The sequence below is a fragment of the Neobacillus sp. NPDC097160 genome (assembly GCF_044762155.1).
Taxonomy (GTDB): Bacteria; Bacillota; Bacilli; order Bacillales; family Cytobacillaceae; genus Neobacillus.
In genome coordinates this window covers 89526-104602 of sequence record NZ_JBIWDU010000010.1, presented here as the reverse complement: position 1 = coordinate 104602, position 15077 = coordinate 89526, and the positions used below count along the sequence as shown (strand labels likewise).

21 protein-coding genes are annotated in these 15077 nt (G+C 38.2%); 9 read left to right on the top strand and 12 right to left on the bottom strand.

The window, feature by feature from the left end; genetic code table 11:
• Positions 1–94 precede the first annotated feature (94 nt).
• Entirely contained in the window at positions 95–202 is a 108-nt protein-coding gene (locus ACIQXV_RS15605) for a YjcZ family sporulation protein (protein ID WP_402960131.1), read from the bottom strand.
• 139 nt (positions 203–341) lie between these two features.
• Positions 342–2297 (bottom strand): lipoteichoic acid synthase, encoded by a 1956-nt coding sequence (gene ltaS, locus ACIQXV_RS15600; RefSeq protein ID WP_402960130.1) that lies wholly within the window; start codon positions 2295–2297, stop codon positions 342–344.
• A gap of 239 nt (positions 2298–2536) precedes the next feature.
• Here ltaS and ACIQXV_RS15595 point away from each other — a divergent pair, with 239 nt between their 5' ends.
• The 5 genes from ACIQXV_RS15595 (at position 2537) to ACIQXV_RS15575 (ending at position 5791) form a co-directional block, all read left to right on the top strand.
• Positions 2537–3097 carry a tyrosine-type recombinase/integrase gene (locus ACIQXV_RS15595; RefSeq protein WP_402960129.1) on the top strand — a complete coding sequence of 187 codons (561 nt, stop codon included), beginning with the start codon at positions 2537–2539 and terminating at the stop codon, positions 3095–3097.
• Between the two features lie 45 nt (positions 3098–3142).
• Positions 3143–3643 (top strand): cation:proton antiporter regulatory subunit, encoded by a 501-nt coding sequence (locus ACIQXV_RS15590; RefSeq protein WP_402960128.1) that lies wholly within the window; start codon positions 3143–3145, stop codon positions 3641–3643.
• 5 nt (positions 3644–3648) lie between these two features.
• Positions 3649–4920 carry a cation:proton antiporter gene (locus ACIQXV_RS15585; RefSeq protein ID WP_402960127.1) on the top strand — a complete coding sequence of 424 codons (1272 nt, stop codon included), beginning with the start codon at positions 3649–3651 and terminating at the stop codon, positions 4918–4920.
• Positions 4921–4998: 78 nt separating this feature from the next.
• The gene (locus ACIQXV_RS15580) at positions 4999–5301 is read left to right on the top strand and encodes a hypothetical protein (protein ID WP_402960126.1); all 303 of its coding nucleotides are present in this window, start codon (positions 4999–5001) and stop codon (positions 5299–5301) included.
• Positions 5302–5404: 103 nt separating this feature from the next.
• Positions 5405–5791 (top strand): hypothetical protein, encoded by a 387-nt coding sequence (locus tag ACIQXV_RS15575; protein WP_402960125.1) that lies wholly within the window; start codon positions 5405–5407, stop codon positions 5789–5791.
• A gap of 21 nt (positions 5792–5812) precedes the next feature.
• Here ACIQXV_RS15575 and ACIQXV_RS15570 read toward each other — a convergent pair whose 3' ends face one another.
• Positions 5813–6325 (bottom strand): hypothetical protein, encoded by a 513-nt coding sequence (locus ACIQXV_RS15570; protein WP_402960124.1) that lies wholly within the window; start codon positions 6323–6325, stop codon positions 5813–5815.
• 179 nt (positions 6326–6504) lie between these two features.
• Here ACIQXV_RS15570 and ACIQXV_RS15565 point away from each other — a divergent pair, with 179 nt between their 5' ends.
• Both ACIQXV_RS15565 and ACIQXV_RS15560 read left to right on the top strand, forming a co-directional pair.
• Positions 6505–6705: a hypothetical protein gene (locus tag ACIQXV_RS15565; RefSeq protein ID WP_402960123.1), complete on the top strand. Its 201-nt coding sequence runs from the start codon at positions 6505–6507 to the stop codon at positions 6703–6705.
• A 2-nt stretch (positions 6706–6707) separates the two neighbouring features.
• Complete coding sequence (locus ACIQXV_RS15560; RefSeq protein WP_402960122.1) at positions 6708–6980, top strand: hypothetical protein; 273 nt, start codon at positions 6708–6710, stop codon at positions 6978–6980.
• A 25-nt stretch (positions 6981–7005) separates the two neighbouring features.
• Here the strand turns inward: ACIQXV_RS15560 and ACIQXV_RS15555 are convergent, their stop codons facing one another.
• Positions 7006–7254, bottom strand: a complete 249-nt coding sequence (locus ACIQXV_RS15555; protein WP_402960121.1) for a hypothetical protein — start codon at positions 7252–7254, stop codon at positions 7006–7008.
• 199 nt (positions 7255–7453) lie between these two features.
• Here ACIQXV_RS15555 and ACIQXV_RS15550 point away from each other — a divergent pair, with 199 nt between their 5' ends.
• Entirely contained in the window at positions 7454–8401 is a 948-nt protein-coding gene (locus tag ACIQXV_RS15550) for an urea transporter (RefSeq protein ID WP_402960120.1), read from the top strand.
• 43 nt (positions 8402–8444) lie between these two features.
• Here ACIQXV_RS15550 and ACIQXV_RS15545 read toward each other — a convergent pair whose 3' ends face one another.
• The 8 genes from ACIQXV_RS15545 to ACIQXV_RS15510 form a co-directional block, all read right to left on the bottom strand.
• Positions 8445–8663, bottom strand: coding sequence for a hypothetical protein (locus ACIQXV_RS15545; RefSeq protein ID WP_402960119.1), 219 nt, complete (start codon positions 8661–8663; stop codon positions 8445–8447).
• 64 nt (positions 8664–8727) lie between these two features.
• On the bottom strand, positions 8728–9552 hold the full coding sequence (locus tag ACIQXV_RS15540) for an urease accessory protein UreD (RefSeq protein WP_402960118.1): 825 nt from the start codon (positions 9550–9552) through the stop codon (positions 8728–8730).
• Position 9553: 1 nt separating this feature from the next.
• Positions 9554–10165, bottom strand: coding sequence for an urease accessory protein UreG (ureG, locus tag ACIQXV_RS15535; protein WP_402960117.1), 612 nt, complete (start codon positions 10163–10165; stop codon positions 9554–9556).
• A gap of 23 nt (positions 10166–10188) precedes the next feature.
• The gene (locus ACIQXV_RS15530; RefSeq protein WP_402960258.1) at positions 10189–10875 is read right to left on the bottom strand and encodes an urease accessory protein UreF; all 687 of its coding nucleotides are present in this window, start codon (positions 10873–10875) and stop codon (positions 10189–10191) included.
• Positions 10865–11323 (bottom strand): urease accessory protein UreE, encoded by a 459-nt coding sequence (gene ureE / locus ACIQXV_RS15525; RefSeq protein WP_402960116.1) that lies wholly within the window; start codon positions 11321–11323, stop codon positions 10865–10867. Before ureE ends, ACIQXV_RS15530 begins: the two co-directional genes overlap by 11 nt.
• A 10-nt stretch (positions 11324–11333) precedes the next feature.
• Positions 11334–13046 carry an urease subunit alpha gene (gene ureC / locus ACIQXV_RS15520; RefSeq protein ID WP_402960115.1) on the bottom strand — a complete coding sequence of 571 codons (1713 nt, stop codon included), beginning with the start codon at positions 13044–13046 and terminating at the stop codon, positions 11334–11336.
• Positions 13043–13366, bottom strand: coding sequence for an urease subunit beta (gene ureB / locus ACIQXV_RS15515; RefSeq protein WP_402960257.1), 324 nt, complete (start codon positions 13364–13366; stop codon positions 13043–13045). The genes ureC and ureB overlap by 4 nt, the downstream gene beginning before the upstream one ends.
• A 26-nt stretch (positions 13367–13392) precedes the next feature.
• Positions 13393–13695, bottom strand: a complete 303-nt coding sequence (locus ACIQXV_RS15510) for an urease subunit gamma (RefSeq protein ID WP_402960114.1) — start codon at positions 13693–13695, stop codon at positions 13393–13395.
• Between the two features lie 261 nt (positions 13696–13956).
• Between ACIQXV_RS15510 and ACIQXV_RS15505 the strand changes: the two genes are divergently transcribed.
• Positions 13957–15039 (top strand): BMP family lipoprotein, encoded by a 1083-nt coding sequence (locus ACIQXV_RS15505; RefSeq protein ID WP_402960113.1) that lies wholly within the window; start codon positions 13957–13959, stop codon positions 15037–15039.
• Positions 15040–15077: the final 38 nt, after the last annotated feature.

Sequence of the window (15077 nt, the reverse complement as noted above, 5' to 3'; positions counted from 1 at the left end):
CAAATGCATGGAAAGATTCTATTTGTAAAAATAAATAGGGATTGCCGGCAGCAATCCCAATCCATTTTACAATTTTTAAAAAAACCACTGTTACTTAATAAAACCCGCCACCACCGACAAAGCTTGCACCGATGATAATAAGCAGGATGAATAAAACTACGATTAACGCAAAGCCGTTGCCGAAGCCTGCTGCACCATCCATTAAATCCACCTCCCAGCTATTTCTGAATTATCATATGTAAAGGACTCGATTTTGTGTTTAAAAAAAGCGAGCAGTATCTGTTCACTGCCCGCGATTGGATGAAAGTCATCTCTGCGACAGAGACAGCCTTTCCTAGTTTTTATTTACTTTTTGAAACACTTTCGGACTCTTTATTATAGTTATATTTGGATCTGTCAATTGGAATAAAGTTATCAGGAGTATAGAAACGCAATAAATCTCCATTTACGACTTTATCTGAGAATGTTAATTTTTGCTGGACGATTTCTTTATATTTCTTAGCCTCTTCCATCTTATTCTCTTCTAATTTCATCCCGGTAGTGGAATCATAGAATTTACCGTTAACAGCAGTAATCGTCGGACTCACATAGTCCCCATTGCGAAAGGCAACAAGATCATCATGCTGTTCAGACAATAGGTCTGTTCCAAATTGGACATAGTCTTTTGTATCAGTTCCCAGCAAGTGTAGAAGTGTTGGGAGAAGGTCAACTTGTCCTCCGTATTCATGGTTTACTCCACCTTCCATTCCCGGCACTCGAATGAATAATGGTACACGTTGCAGCCCTGCATTTTCGAATGGAGTAATTTTTTTCCCAAGCACTTGTGCCATTGCTTTATTATGATTTTCTGAAATTCCGTAATGGTCTCCGTACAAAATAATAATTGAATGATCATATAAACCTGATTCTTTTAAGTAATCAAAGAATTGCTTCATGGCTTCATCTGCGTAACGAGCAGTTTGGAAGTATCCATCGACAGATTTATCACCTGTTGCAGCCGGTGCAATTGTTGCATCTTCTTCATTTATTGGATATGGATAATGGTTCGATACTGTAATAAATTTGGTGTAAAACGGCTGCGGCAAGGATTCCAATAGTGGAATGGATTGCTCAAAGAACGGCTTATCCATCAGCCCATATTCTGCTTGCTCCATAGTGTTGATTTGATAGTAGTTGGAATCAAAAAACTTATTAAAACCAAATGATTTATAAATCTCATTCCGATTCCAAAAGCTTCCTGAATTCCCGTGGAACACTGCGGACGTATAGCCCTGTTGACCCAAAATAGCTGGAGCAGCTTGATACGTATTTAGCCCTTTCGTTGTATAGGCTGAACCCTGCGGTAAGCCAAACAATGAGTTTTCAAGCATAAATTCAGCATCAGACGTCTTTCCTTGTGCTGTTTGATGGAAAAAATTATCGAAATACGTTGTATTTTCATCATGCGTCAACGAATTTAAGAAAGGAGTTACTTCCTCCCCATTTAACTTGTAATTAATCAGGAAGTTTTGCATCGACTCAAGATGTAAATAGATCACATTCATGCCTTTGCCAGCACCAAAGTAAGCTGGGTTTGGCTCCGCATAATTAGATTTTGTATAGTTAATCACTTCAGTAATATCGTCACTTTTAGCCATTACCCTTTGTGCAGAGGCATGCGTACTTTTTACCGCATCATAAATCGTGTAATTGTACATTCCTAAATATTTGACAATATAATTCCGATCAAATCCTCTCGTCAATAATTGAGGACGGTCCACTTCTGCTAGAGATAGATTCGCACAAGAAATAGCCAGTGATAAGGAAAATAAAACAGCCACTTTCCCGCGATGCATATCCTTAACCTCAATTTTCACAAAACGAAACGCAAGTAAGGCAATCAATAGAAGAGTATCGATGAAAAATAAAAAATCATAAGGCTTTAAGAGTGTAACAACACTGCCACTGACATCACCAAAATTTTGTGTCTGCGTTAATGTCGGTAAGGTAATGAAATCATTAAAGAACCGGTAAAATAAAATATTTGCATATAAGAGAAAAGATAATAGGAAATCAATCACAACAAGTGAGATATACTTTTTCCGACCTTTAAAAAAGAATGATATGCCTAAAAATAGTAAGGCTGAACCTAAAGGATTTATAAATAATAGAATTTTCTGCAATGAATTTTCTATACCCAAATCAAACTGGGTTAATTGAACGATATATGTTTTAATCCAAAGAAAGAATACCGCCAATAAGAAAAAGCCAATATATTTGTGGAAAATACCTTGACCATTTTGAAATAACTTATTCATTTATTTGCACCGCCTTCTAGCACATCATTATAACAAAATGAAATGCCCTTCTAAAAAATGAGATTGAAACCAAATACACTAACATCTATCATAACAGTTAAATATGAATAATCAATGAACAAAATAAGAAGAATTCAACATGATTTGAAGACTTTCGTGCGTTTTTAGAAAAAATTTGAATGTTACATAATACCATGATATAATATAATTATGTAACATGGATTAAGGAGCGTTTTTATATGGAATATGTTGAGGCTCTGAGAAGCATCAAGCAAATCAATTCTATAAAAAAATATTTAAAAAAACATTCTGAGCGTGACTTTGTTCTCTTTGTCTTCGGAATTAATACGGGGTTAAAAATAACAGAAATGTTGGAAATCAAAGTTGGCGATGTTACAGAAAAAGAAAACTGTGTTAAGGACTTCTATTTGTTACCACATAAAGAAACGGTAAAGGAAGTCTACCTTAACCATAAAGTACAGCAGGCTATTCTCCATTATGTTCATACCCTACATCTTTCAGATGAAGATTTTTTGTTTAAGTCCAGCAAGACTGACAAGCCGATTACCCGCCAACAAGCCTATCGCATTATTCATCAGGCCGCAGAAGCTATTGGCATTGAAGGAAAGATCGGTACCAACTCCATGCGGAAAACCTTTGGATACCATGCCTACAAACGTGGAATAGCCATATCACTGCTGCAAAAACATTTCAATCATTCAACCCCTTCCGAAACGCTCAAGTATCTTGGAATTTCCAAGGAAGAAAAAATTAGAACAGAAATTGATGTGAACCTTTAAAAAACTTCTTAATCTATGAACAATCTAAATGAGGAGGAATCGAGAATGAATATTCGCGAAATCGAACTTCCTGGTATCGGGAAAAAGTATGAAATCATCACAAAAAACAAGGATAAAATAGTGGTTATTATTCACGACGACGGCAGAAGAGATATTTATTATTTTGACCAAGAGGATTATGAGGAATCCATTGCCAGTGCAACCTTTGATGATTCGGAGGCAAGGCAGATTGCTGCGATAATTGGCGGGATGACTTATGCACCAAAGGCATTAGAAACCATTGAAATGGCTTTTGATGATTTGGTAATTGAATGGTCTAAGGTAGAGCCCGGAGCCATAGCAGAAAATCAAACAATCGGTAATCTCAATATTCGTCAATCCTATGAAGTTAATATTGTAGCGATTATTAAACGACAAAATCATAAAAAAATTCACACCCCTGGTCCTGAAACCCTTTTAGAAGCAGGCGACACGGTCATCGTATCCGGGCAGCGCAATCAAGTAAAAACGATCGTAAAAGAAATTCTTTCAAGAAGGGACGGGTGATACGTATGACAAATCACTTAGTTTTCGAGGTAGGTACAGCGTTAATTTTAGTGGCTCTAGCAGCATTGTTAGCAGGAAGGTTAAAATTCTCCATCATTCCATTTCTGATCCTTTTAGGGATGGTGGTTGGTCCCCATGCACCCCATTTTGGAATAATCGATCTAAGATTCATAGAAAGCTCAGAAATAATTGAATTTTTCGGGCGCATTGGGGTTTTGTTTTTATTATTTTATCTTGGGCTTGAATTCTCTGTAGGAAAATTAATTCGTTCGGGTCGTTCTATTGTAGTTGGTGGAAGTATTTATGTAGCCCTTAATTTCATTTTAGGTTTAGTTTATGGAGTGTCTGTAGGCTTCCCTATTATGGAAACGTTCATTATTGCGGGTCTTCTTAGTGTATCCTCTTCAGCTATTGTCGCTAAGGTTTTAGTCGATTTAAAAAGAACCGCGAATTCAGAAACAGAATTAATCCTGGGAATTATTTTATTTGATGATATTTTCCTTGCAATATTCCTCTCAATCATGTCTGGCCTTTTACTTGGCGGGTCAACGACGATTTTAGGTACCATCACATCTGTTCTAATTTCACTTGGTTATATGATACTATTTTTCGTAATCGCCCGAAAAGGCGCTCCAATCCTAAATAAACTATTAAACATTAAGTCTAATGAGATTTTCATCCTCGTGATCTTTGCTTCACTATTTTTTGTTGCCGGTTTTTCAGAAAAACTCCATGTAGCTGAGGCCATCGGTGCCTTATTGTTGGGGTTAGTCTTTTCTGAAACAGAACATCGCGAACGCATTGAACATTTAGTTATCCCCTTTAGAGATTTCTTTGGAGCAATATTTTTCTTTAGCTTCGGATTAAGTATTGATCCTTTTAGCTTGGGTGGTGCCGTTTGGCTAGCTTTAGGCGCAGTTATCCTTACGATCATTAGCAACTTTGTAGCGGGAATGATTTCCGGAAGAAAGGCTGGTTTGTCTCATAAAGCCTCTTCAAATATCGGATTAACAATCGTTTCTAGGGGTGAATTTTCGATCATTGTTGCTAATTTAGGCCTAGCCGGGGGCTTGATGCCGATATTAAAACCATTTACCGCCGTTTATGTGTTAATCTTGGCGATCCTTGGTCCACTTTTAACAAAGGAATCTAAAAATATATATAAATTTTTAAATAAGCTATTTCGTTGGGAAGTTAAAACAAACAAGATTACAAAAAAACAATCGAACCCTCCCCCACCAATTCAACAGGAAGATAAGAATAGTCCTGGGTTATAAAAAAACAAATAGGCTAACAATGATGAATTACATCCATCATTGTTAGCTTGTTAAGGAAAGGAGATTGTAAGATAAAATATGGGCATCAGTATCGCGGTTGTGCTCTTAACATATGTGACTTTATTAGTCTTAACTTATGTGATTATGATTTTTACCACTGAAAATGATGAAAAAGGGAGTTGGATTATTAACAAAGCATATCAATATTATTACAGCATTCTTATTTTCAGCATTCTTGTCATAATTGGCCTCTTTAAACTCCCTCACATCACCCTAGATTCACAAACCGCCAGCTATCTAATCATTGCCAGTAAATTTATATCCGTCCTAACACTTGGCGGCAGTATTTATGTACTAAGCAAGAGGAGATGTAAACACTAATGTTTGCTTTTCAATTCATGGATGATTTCACCAACTTTTTGGTTTAATACTAAGTCCCTTTTTCTTTGCATAAGATTTCTTAAAGATATATGGGGGTGAGCTTATGTTTACATTTTTTTTCAACAGAAAGAAACAAAAAGATAAGGAAACAAAAGCTCACTCTCTTATTTCTATCAAATTAGATCGAATTATTGAATTACTCGAACAACAAAAGAAGGAAAGTGAAGGTACTAATATTCACTTTGATCATGTTCATATTGAACATTTGGAGAACATCGTCTTTCGGCTCGATAATATAGAAATTGACGAGCTAAGCGGTAAATTAAGCATTGGAAATAATATTCATGGCAAAGAAGACTTAACTAACACACTCATTCAAAAGATTAATAAGGAAAATGCCAAAAAGGAGGCCATGTCCGACACATCTTCACATCATGATGCAAAAATGACAAAAACCTCCAAGGGATATCGATTCAAAAATAATTTCTAGCAGTGCCACTTAAGAGAACGATCATACTCCTTTATGAATATTGGCTATTTTAATATCTTGATCTTCCATTATCGCATCAATCACATCTGGATCATTATTTACATTCATGTTATTTAATAAATGATTATGGTTTCCGAATAAAGCGCCCTGAGAATAATTTGCTTTTTCGTTTCCATCTATTCCAGTCACATGCCCATTTCCGACGAATACGGCACTATTTTGATCCATCGTGTTTACGTTTAAACTCTCCATATCCAAGTTCGTGATATGTCCTTCCTCCCCATTTGCTTCAATAGAAATATTAATATCTCGATCATCAATGGGTGTATCAATAAAATCAGGGTCATTCAAGATGGAGATATTGTTCATAAGGATATTGGACATGCCGCTAATATTTCCAATCACACTGTTTTCTTTCCCATGAGTACTCCAGCCGATCGCATTATTCCGTTCCCCGATAAAAATCCCGCATTGCCTTTGCATTGTTTGGACATTAATATCCCCTGTGAAATGAATATGTGAAGTTTTCAACATACATAACTCACCACGTTTTGATTATTTTTCTCGTTAATCATTGAGAACCCGCCTTTTCTCTATTTTATATTATGATAGACAGTCAGGAGTGTGATATATGCCTGCCACTTACGAAAAATTGTGTCATTCGCCCAATGATTGAATACATTAATTAAAAATAGTCACAGGAGATGGTTGGAATGATTAAAATTACTTTTGATCAGGTATCTGTACTAAATATGAGAAATAGCTCCGGGATTTTCATTGGCAAACAAAACACTCATAAAAATTTCCGCCATGAGAGTGTGATTAATGAAGTGGTTGGGACCATTTCCGGTAATGAAAATTGGGTAAACGATAACGAATGGATAAAAAATAAAGAAAACTGGGAGGAGAAATAATCGTGACCTCCCCTATTCTTTCTCCTACCTTTCATATTGGTACGATCAAAATTGGGAGCATTGCAGAGGCTTCATGCTTTAGTATGGGAAACAATTTTATCGAAGACTTTACAAGCAGCAAAAAACATAACCAAGGATTAGGTAACATTCATGGGGATCGCAACAACTTTGCGCATACAACTGCTTCCTTAACAAATTACGAATCAAGCCAAATGAAACAGGAACAAATGACGGCAGAAAAAAAAGAGAACCCACATGAAAAACAGAGGTCCTGATTAGGATTTTTTTTTGCCCTTTTTTCTAAATATTAGAGCCTAAATTTGGTTTAAAATCTTGATCAAAAATAACCCCATCAAAAGCATTAAAACTATCTACAATATTGCCTAAATTTCCAGCAATAATATTAAAAGCACCGTATTGTCCGCCAAAATTCAAGTTATACTTCCTGTTACCATCCATTCCGGTCACAATAGACTCACCTACAAAAATTGCTGCGTTTGGCTGGGGAGAATTAATGTTCATGATTCCTAAATTAATGACTGAAGGCATACCTGTTTCCTCCCATTCTCGCTTCGTCATTATTAGATATCTTATGTTTAGCTGTACATTTCAGTGAAAACATTAATATTATCATCTAACAGTCATACTTTTTCATGCTCTTGGGAAATTTAATAAAGAATTTGGATCCGTAACTATTTACCATCCTTGATCTTTTTTCCAAAAATCTTTGACGCCCTGTAAAGGAGTGGTGATCATTCATAACAATCTTAGCAGGGTAATTAACAGGGAAACATTGAATTGGTTAATCGTTACTTCCCTTAAAGGAATCTCACAAGTAGTCTTAGTTGAGAATGCTGTTTCCGGGTTTATTATTTTTGTAGCAGTAACCATTGCCTCATATTCATTAGGATTAATCACCCTTTTCTCAGCGGTTATCGGAACGTTAATTGCGAAAATTGGCATGGCAGATCAGAAGAGTGTGAATCAAGGGTTGTTTGGATATAACTCTGTTCTAACTGGAATGGCTCTTTTCTTGTTTTTAAGCGGGGACGATCGTTGGATCATCGCACTCGTTGGTGCTGCTATCACTGCATTCTTTACAGCTGCGATGATTCATTTTATGCGGCAGACAGGCGTCCCCATTCTTACGTTTCCATATATCATTCTAACCTGGTTTTTGCTGTTAACCACATACAGGTTGACATCTTTTAAAATAAGCCCGGAGCTTACGCCGCAATCATTATCCAATTGGACCCTCAATATTAAAGGTGAGGCAAATTGGCTGGATGGGGCCGTAAATGGAATCGGTCAAGTCTTCTTTCTTGATCATACTGTTTCCGGAATCCTCCTTTTTATCGCTCTATTTTGGGCTGGCTGGAGAATAGGACTTTACGCTATAGTTGGCAACTTTGCTGCATTATTAACATCGTATGGTCTTGGCGGGGAGCACAGTTTGATTTTCATGGGACTTTACGGATATAATGCCATTTTAACGATTATTGCGGTTTCACTTGTTTTTAATGAGAACCATAGGACTGGTCTCTTATTTGGAACGATTGCTGCGTGTATTACTGTTCCGATTACAGCAAGCATTGTTACATGGCTATTACCATATGGACTCCCACCACTAACCATGCCATTTGTATTTTGTACATGGCTGTTCCTCGGTGCTCGAAAAGTACTCCCGGCATTTTGATAAGAGAAAACAGAAAGCATCCCGAATTCCGAGATGCTTTCTTTTATGATTCTATATTTTCATTCATCAAATTAAATACCTGCGATTCGACTGCACTTAAATGTTCTTCTTCAATCTTTTGCTTAGGATGTGGGTGGTACCAATGAATTTTCCCATCATGTACCATTCCCTTATAATCATGACCTTCTATATTTAAAGAAAAATGAGATTGTTCACGTGCAGATCCTTCTTGAAGTTGAAATATTTCAAAGTCTTCAAGCATAAAATCGCCTCCTCATGTTTTTCACTTTAAAGTTTTTCCAGAAAAATAAGGCTGTATACGCCAATTAATATTTCCGGAGCGGGCTTGGCTTTGTTTGAAACCATTCCTGACTAATCATTTGATGAATATCCGAAAAGATTTTTTCAATGAATTGGGTTGAATATGCTAATACTCTAATCGTAAACCCTTGTACAGGTAGTAAGGAAAGTCCAACTTTACAATCATATGACTTCACATCAAGAGCAGAATATAACTGATCAAGAAAAGTACTATTCGCCAGCGCACTTATCACGATCATAGAACCTAGATGTGAATATCCTTCCATAAATCCAAGTCCCTTAATATTTTGCTCAGCAGGGTTCAATTTGATATGATCATAAACCACCAGTTCATCATCCATATAAATTTCATTTAATAATTGAACCGTCTTATAGCTAAAACGTTCTCCTCCCGGTGACCACCCAGGGGTAAGAATATCTGAATAAAGAAAAGTAGCACTTCGATCCATTCGAATGACATTTTTTTGTTTGTATTTTGCATTTTGATAGGCTATCAGCGGATCGGGAATATACTCAAGATAACTTCCTGCCCCAAGGAAGATTTCTGATTCTTGGTAGGCATAGTTTTTTGGTGTTTTATAAATCTTGGTGGCACCCTGTGTTGTTAAAGTAAGTCTAGCATTTTCATCCAGTGAGATCTTCATTTTATAGCGATCTCCGTCCAAATAGCCGCCTCCGGGGTTTAATAAATAATAACAAGCCTGACCAGAATCATCATGATAAATAGGGCGCATTACTTTAAAAGCGCCCTGAAAATAAACATTTTTCGCAACCGTTTTCCCTTTTCTGGCTTCAGCATCTAAATGCAAAACACCTGTCCAATCGCCCATATTAAGCCAACCCTTTTAATAATGCATTTTCCTTTAACCAACCGATTACATCATCCAAACCGGTATTATCTTTTAAATTTGTAAAAGCAAATGGTTTTTCTCCGCGAAAAACTTTTGTATCTGATTCCATGACTTCAAGACTTGCTCCAACATGTGGGGCTAGATCAGTTTTATTTATAATAAATAAATCGGATTTAATCATCCCCTGACCGCCTTTTCGTGGGATTTTCTCACCTTGGGCCACATCAATAATGTAGATGGAGAAATCAACCAATTCAGGGCTAAAAGTAGCTGCTAGATTGTCCCCGCCGCTTTCAACAAAAATCAGCTGTACATCCGGGTGTTTTTCTTTTAATTCATTGATTGCTGCAAAATTCATAGAAGCATCTTCTCGTATAGCAGTATGCGGACATCCCCCTGTTTCCACCCCTATAATACGATCGGCAGGAAGGACTCCATTTTGCATTAAAAATTTTGCATCTTCTTTTGTATAAATATCATTTGTGACGACGGCCATACTTAATTCATTATTCAAATGTCGAGTCAATTTTTCGACTAACATGGTTTTTCCTGCTCCAACAGGTCCACCCACTCCGATTTTAATTGGTTCCATAAAAAACCACTTCCCTTCATTTTTTATGACATGAAAATACGAATATTTACGCGCTCATGCCTCATTTGTGACAACTCGAGACCTGGAGAGATAATACCAAAATCTTCTTCATCCAGCTGTTGAATGGTTTCAATAGCTTCTACTAAAGTATCTTGAGCATCGCGTATGATAATCTGCCCGGCTGTCTGCCCCAATGGGATGGCACGGACTGCATTTTGGACAAGACTTGAAACAACGGAATACAGGTAAAATAAAACAGCCGTGGATTTTGGCACACCAAGGTGTTGTGCAACGATGGTAAAAACAATGGAAGGGTGGCCGAAAGATTGCTTCGATTCAATTCTTTTTCTATAAATCGAAAGAATAGGTGCATCATATAATGACTGCACCAGGTTTAACATCCGCTCACCCATTCTTTGTGTACCCTCTCTCGTTTCTCTAGGTAAATTTTGTACGGTCAATAATCGATCCAATTTCCATACTTTTTGAAAATCTTTCTGTTCCAGTGCTTGATAAACAAGATGACTTGCCAGCCCATCTGAAAAGATGAGCTGCTCTTTGATATAAACCTGAAGCCATTGTGAAAAGGTTTCTGGATTATTTACTATATTCTCTTGAATATAGCTTTCAAGTCCGAATGAATGACTAAAGGCACCTGTTGGAAAGTTTGAATCACATAACTGGAATAATGATAGTATTTTATGATCCATGACTATGACCAATATGGCGAAACGCCTGCTTCACTTTTCGGTCTTCTCTTTTATAGGGAATAGCTAGATCCTTCAATAGTTCTTCCACGAGGTAATCATATTGAACCATCATTTCGTTATCTTCGAATTGGGCAGGGAGGTGTCGATTACCTAACTGATGAGCGATCGTTCCCATTTCCTTTAAACTGCTCGGGCTTATAACTAATAAGTCATCTGCGACAACATCAACAACAATCATATTTTTTTCATCCATATACAATACATCACCGGCAACAAGGTCGCGGGGATCCTTTAACCGAATGCCGATTTCTCGGCCGTGGTCAGTTGTTACTCTTTGAATACGTTTTACTAGGTGATCACTATCCAAGTAAACTTTTTCAATATGACGTCGGATAATTTCTTCCTTTTCGATGTTTTCAATATTCGCTTCAATTCTTTCTATTAGCATGCTTTTCACCTCAAAATAAAAAATATCGTTGTCCCATCGGCACCTTGTCTACCGGATCACATGTGATATGCTCCCCGTTCACTCTTACCTCATATGTTTGCGGATCAACTGAGATCTCAGGGGTTTCAGAGTTGAGCTTCATGTCTTTTTTCGTTAGTTTTCGAATGCCGTGTACTGGCAGTATTAGTTTTTCTAAACCAAGTTTTTCATGTACCTTTCCTTCGAAAGCAGCTTGTGATACAAATGTAATCGAACTTTTTGCTAGCGCTTTCCCGGTAGCAGCATACATTGGACGGCTAATCACCGGCTGCGGTGTTGGAATCGATGCGTTCGCATCCCCCATCATTCCATGTACAATAAGTCCGCTTTTAATCACTAATTCTGGTTTCACACCAAAGAAGGCTGGGGACCAAATGACAAGATCGGCAATTTTTCCTACCTCAATCGAACCGACATAATCAGCTATTCCATGCGTAATGGCCGGATTAATCGTATATTTGGCTATATAACGCTTTGCCCGATTGTTATCAGATAGTTTCCCGTCCCCTTTAAGGGAACCACGCTGCAGCTTCATTTTGTCTGCAACCTGCCAAGTCCTGATCACAACTTCGCCAACTCGCCCCATTGCTTGCGCATCTGAACTGGTCATACTGAAAATCCCCATATCCTGAAGGATGTCTTCAGCAGCAATTGTTTCTTTTCTAATCCTTGAATCGGCAAAGGCAATATCTTCAGGTACTGAAGGATTTAGGTGATGACAAACCATAAGCATATCCAAGTGTTCATCGACCGTATTAACGGTATACGGCATCGTTGGATTCGTTGAGGAAGGAAGGACATTCATAAAGCTGGCCGATTTGATTAAATCAGGAGCATGACCGCCTCCAGCCCCTTCAGTATGGTACATATGAATAACCCTGTCCTTTAGGGCTGCCACCGTATTTTCAACAAAACCTCCTTCATTCAGTGTGTCCGCATGTAGGGCCACTTGAACGTCATATTGATCGGCAACTCTTAACGAATAATCAAGGGCAGAAGCAGTTGCTCCCCAGTCTTCATGAACCTTTAGTCCGATTACACCTGCCCGGATTTGCTCTGCTAATGGTTCTTCCGTTGCTGCTTGGCCTTTACCTGTTAACCCTACATTAATCGGCAGTCCTTCCACTGCCTCAAGCATGCGGTGAATATTCCATTCCCCCGGGGTAACGGTTGTTGCCCTTGAACCGGCTGATGGACCTGTACCACCGCCAATTAAAGTTGTAAGGCCCCCAGTGAGGGCAACCTCTACTTGTGCGGGATTGATAAAATGGACATGTGTATCAATTCCTCCGGCTGTCACAATCATACCTTCACCAGCAATGATTTCTGTCGAAGCCCCAATGACAATATCCACACCATCCATGATCAATGGATTGCCGGCTTTTCCAATTCCAGCTATTTTCCCGTCACGGATGGCAATATCGGCTTTAACAATCCCTGTATAATCTAAAATAACAGCATTCGTAATAACCACATCAGGGATGCCATCACCTCGTGTTACAAGTGGATGCTGCCCCATTCCATCACGGATCACTTTTCCGCCTCCAAAGACAACCTCCTCGCCATACGTTGTAAAATCCTTCTCAATTTGGATAATTAGGTTGGTATCTGCCAAACGGATAGAATCTCCTGTAGTTGGTCCATACATTTGGGCATATTGCTTACGCGTCATTTTGAAGCTCACTTGTGATACCCTCCTTCAACAGATCCATCCGTTTTATTGTTAAAACCATAAACCCTTCGTTCACCTGCGTAACTAACTAATTCCACTTCCTTCTCATCCCCCGGTTCAAAGCGCACTGCCGCACCTGCCGGGATATTCAATCGTTTCCCAAATGCCTCATCCCGATTAAATTTTAGGGATTTATTCACTTCAAAAAAATGAAAGTGTGAACCTATTTGAACTGGCCGATCACCGGTATTCGTTACCTTTACCCTGAATAAATCTCTTCCCTCATTACAAATAATAGGTTCCTCTTTTAAAAACAATTGACCTGGTTCCATTTCCATTCGTATCCCTCCCATCATCTCTAGCGAATTGGATCATGCACCGTCACGAGTTTTGTTCCATCAGGAAAAGTAGCCTCCACCTGAATATCATCAATGATCTCCCCAATACCTTCCATTACATCTTCACGTGTTAAGATATTAGCACCGTATTCCATCAATTCCGCCACGGTTTTTCCATCTCTTGCCCCTTCTAATACCTCATAAGTAATGAGCGCTACTGCCTCAGGGTAATTTAACTTCAACCCACGATCTCTTCTTCTCTTAGCAAGATCGGCTGCCACAACTATCATAAGTTTGTCAATCTCTCGTGGTACCAATAACATCTCAAAGCCTCCTTAAACTACATCTCCTAGTGATACCTGTAAAAATTAACCACACTTCAATAAAATTCTCCATATTCGTTACTTTTTAAACAGCACTTGAAATTTTTTGTATTGTGTTGAAGTAAATAGCAAAGTTATGTATACCCATTTGTAACCTGGACACAAATAAGTTGACCTACAATTGAATAAGTAATATAATTGCAAACATAAGTTTAAAAAGTAAACAAAAGTTTAAAAACTAACCACTAGGAGGAAGACATCTTGAAAAAACATAAAATTGGAATGACACTATCACTAGTCCTTGCTGCCGGTACACTGCTAGGAGCTTGTGGAAAAAGTAATGATGGAGATAAAGCAGGCAAAGATGGAAACAAAGAAAAAGCCTTCTCTGTAGCAATGGTGACTGACGTCGGCGGTGTTGATGACAAATCATTTAACCAATCTTCTTGGGAAGGACTCCAAAATTTTGGTAAAGAAAATGGATTAACTAAAGGTAAGGGCGGTTATGATTACCTTGCCTCCAAATCGGATGCCGATTATACAACAAACTTAAATAAACTAGCTCGTGAAGGGTTTGACCTAGTTTATGCGATTGGCTTCTTGATGCCGGCCGCTTTGGAAGAAATTGCAAACCAGCAAAAAGATTCTAAATTTGCTATCGTTGATGCTGAAGTAAAACTGCCAAACGTGGCAAGTATTCTATTCAAAGAGCAAGAAGCAGGATTCCTTGCGGGAGTAGCTGCTGCTCAAACAACAAAATCTAACCATATCGGATTTATTGGCGGTATGGACGTTCCTGTTATCGAACGTTTCCAATCTGGTTTCTTGGCTGGTGTTAAGGCTTCTAAACCAGAGGTACAAGTTGACGTTCAATTTGCAGGTGCGTTTGATAAGGCCGAGCTTGGACAAGCAATCGCTTCTAAAATGTATTCTTCCGGTGCGGACGTCATCTTCCACGCAGCTGGCGCAACTGGTGTAGGCCTTTTTAAAGAAGCGAATGACCGAAAGAAAAAAGATCCTAGCAAAGAGTTTTGGGCAATTGGTGTAGACCGTGACCAAGCTGATATGGGTCAAAATGTAGTTCTTACATCAGCTATTAAACGCGTTGATGTAGCAGTTAAGGACCTCTCAACAAAAACAAAAGATGGCCATTTTCCTGGAGGCGAAGTTACGTTATATGGGTTAGCTGAAGATGGTGTTGGCTTAGCGCCAATTAATGCGAATGCTGCAAATAAAGCAGATATTGAAGCATCTGTAAAAGATTGGGTTGAAAAGATTAAATCAGGTACTATAAAAGTTCCTGGAACACGTGATGAATTAAAATCCTTTAATCCCCAAAAATAGGATTGATAGAAATGGACAAGATTACTGTATTTAATGAG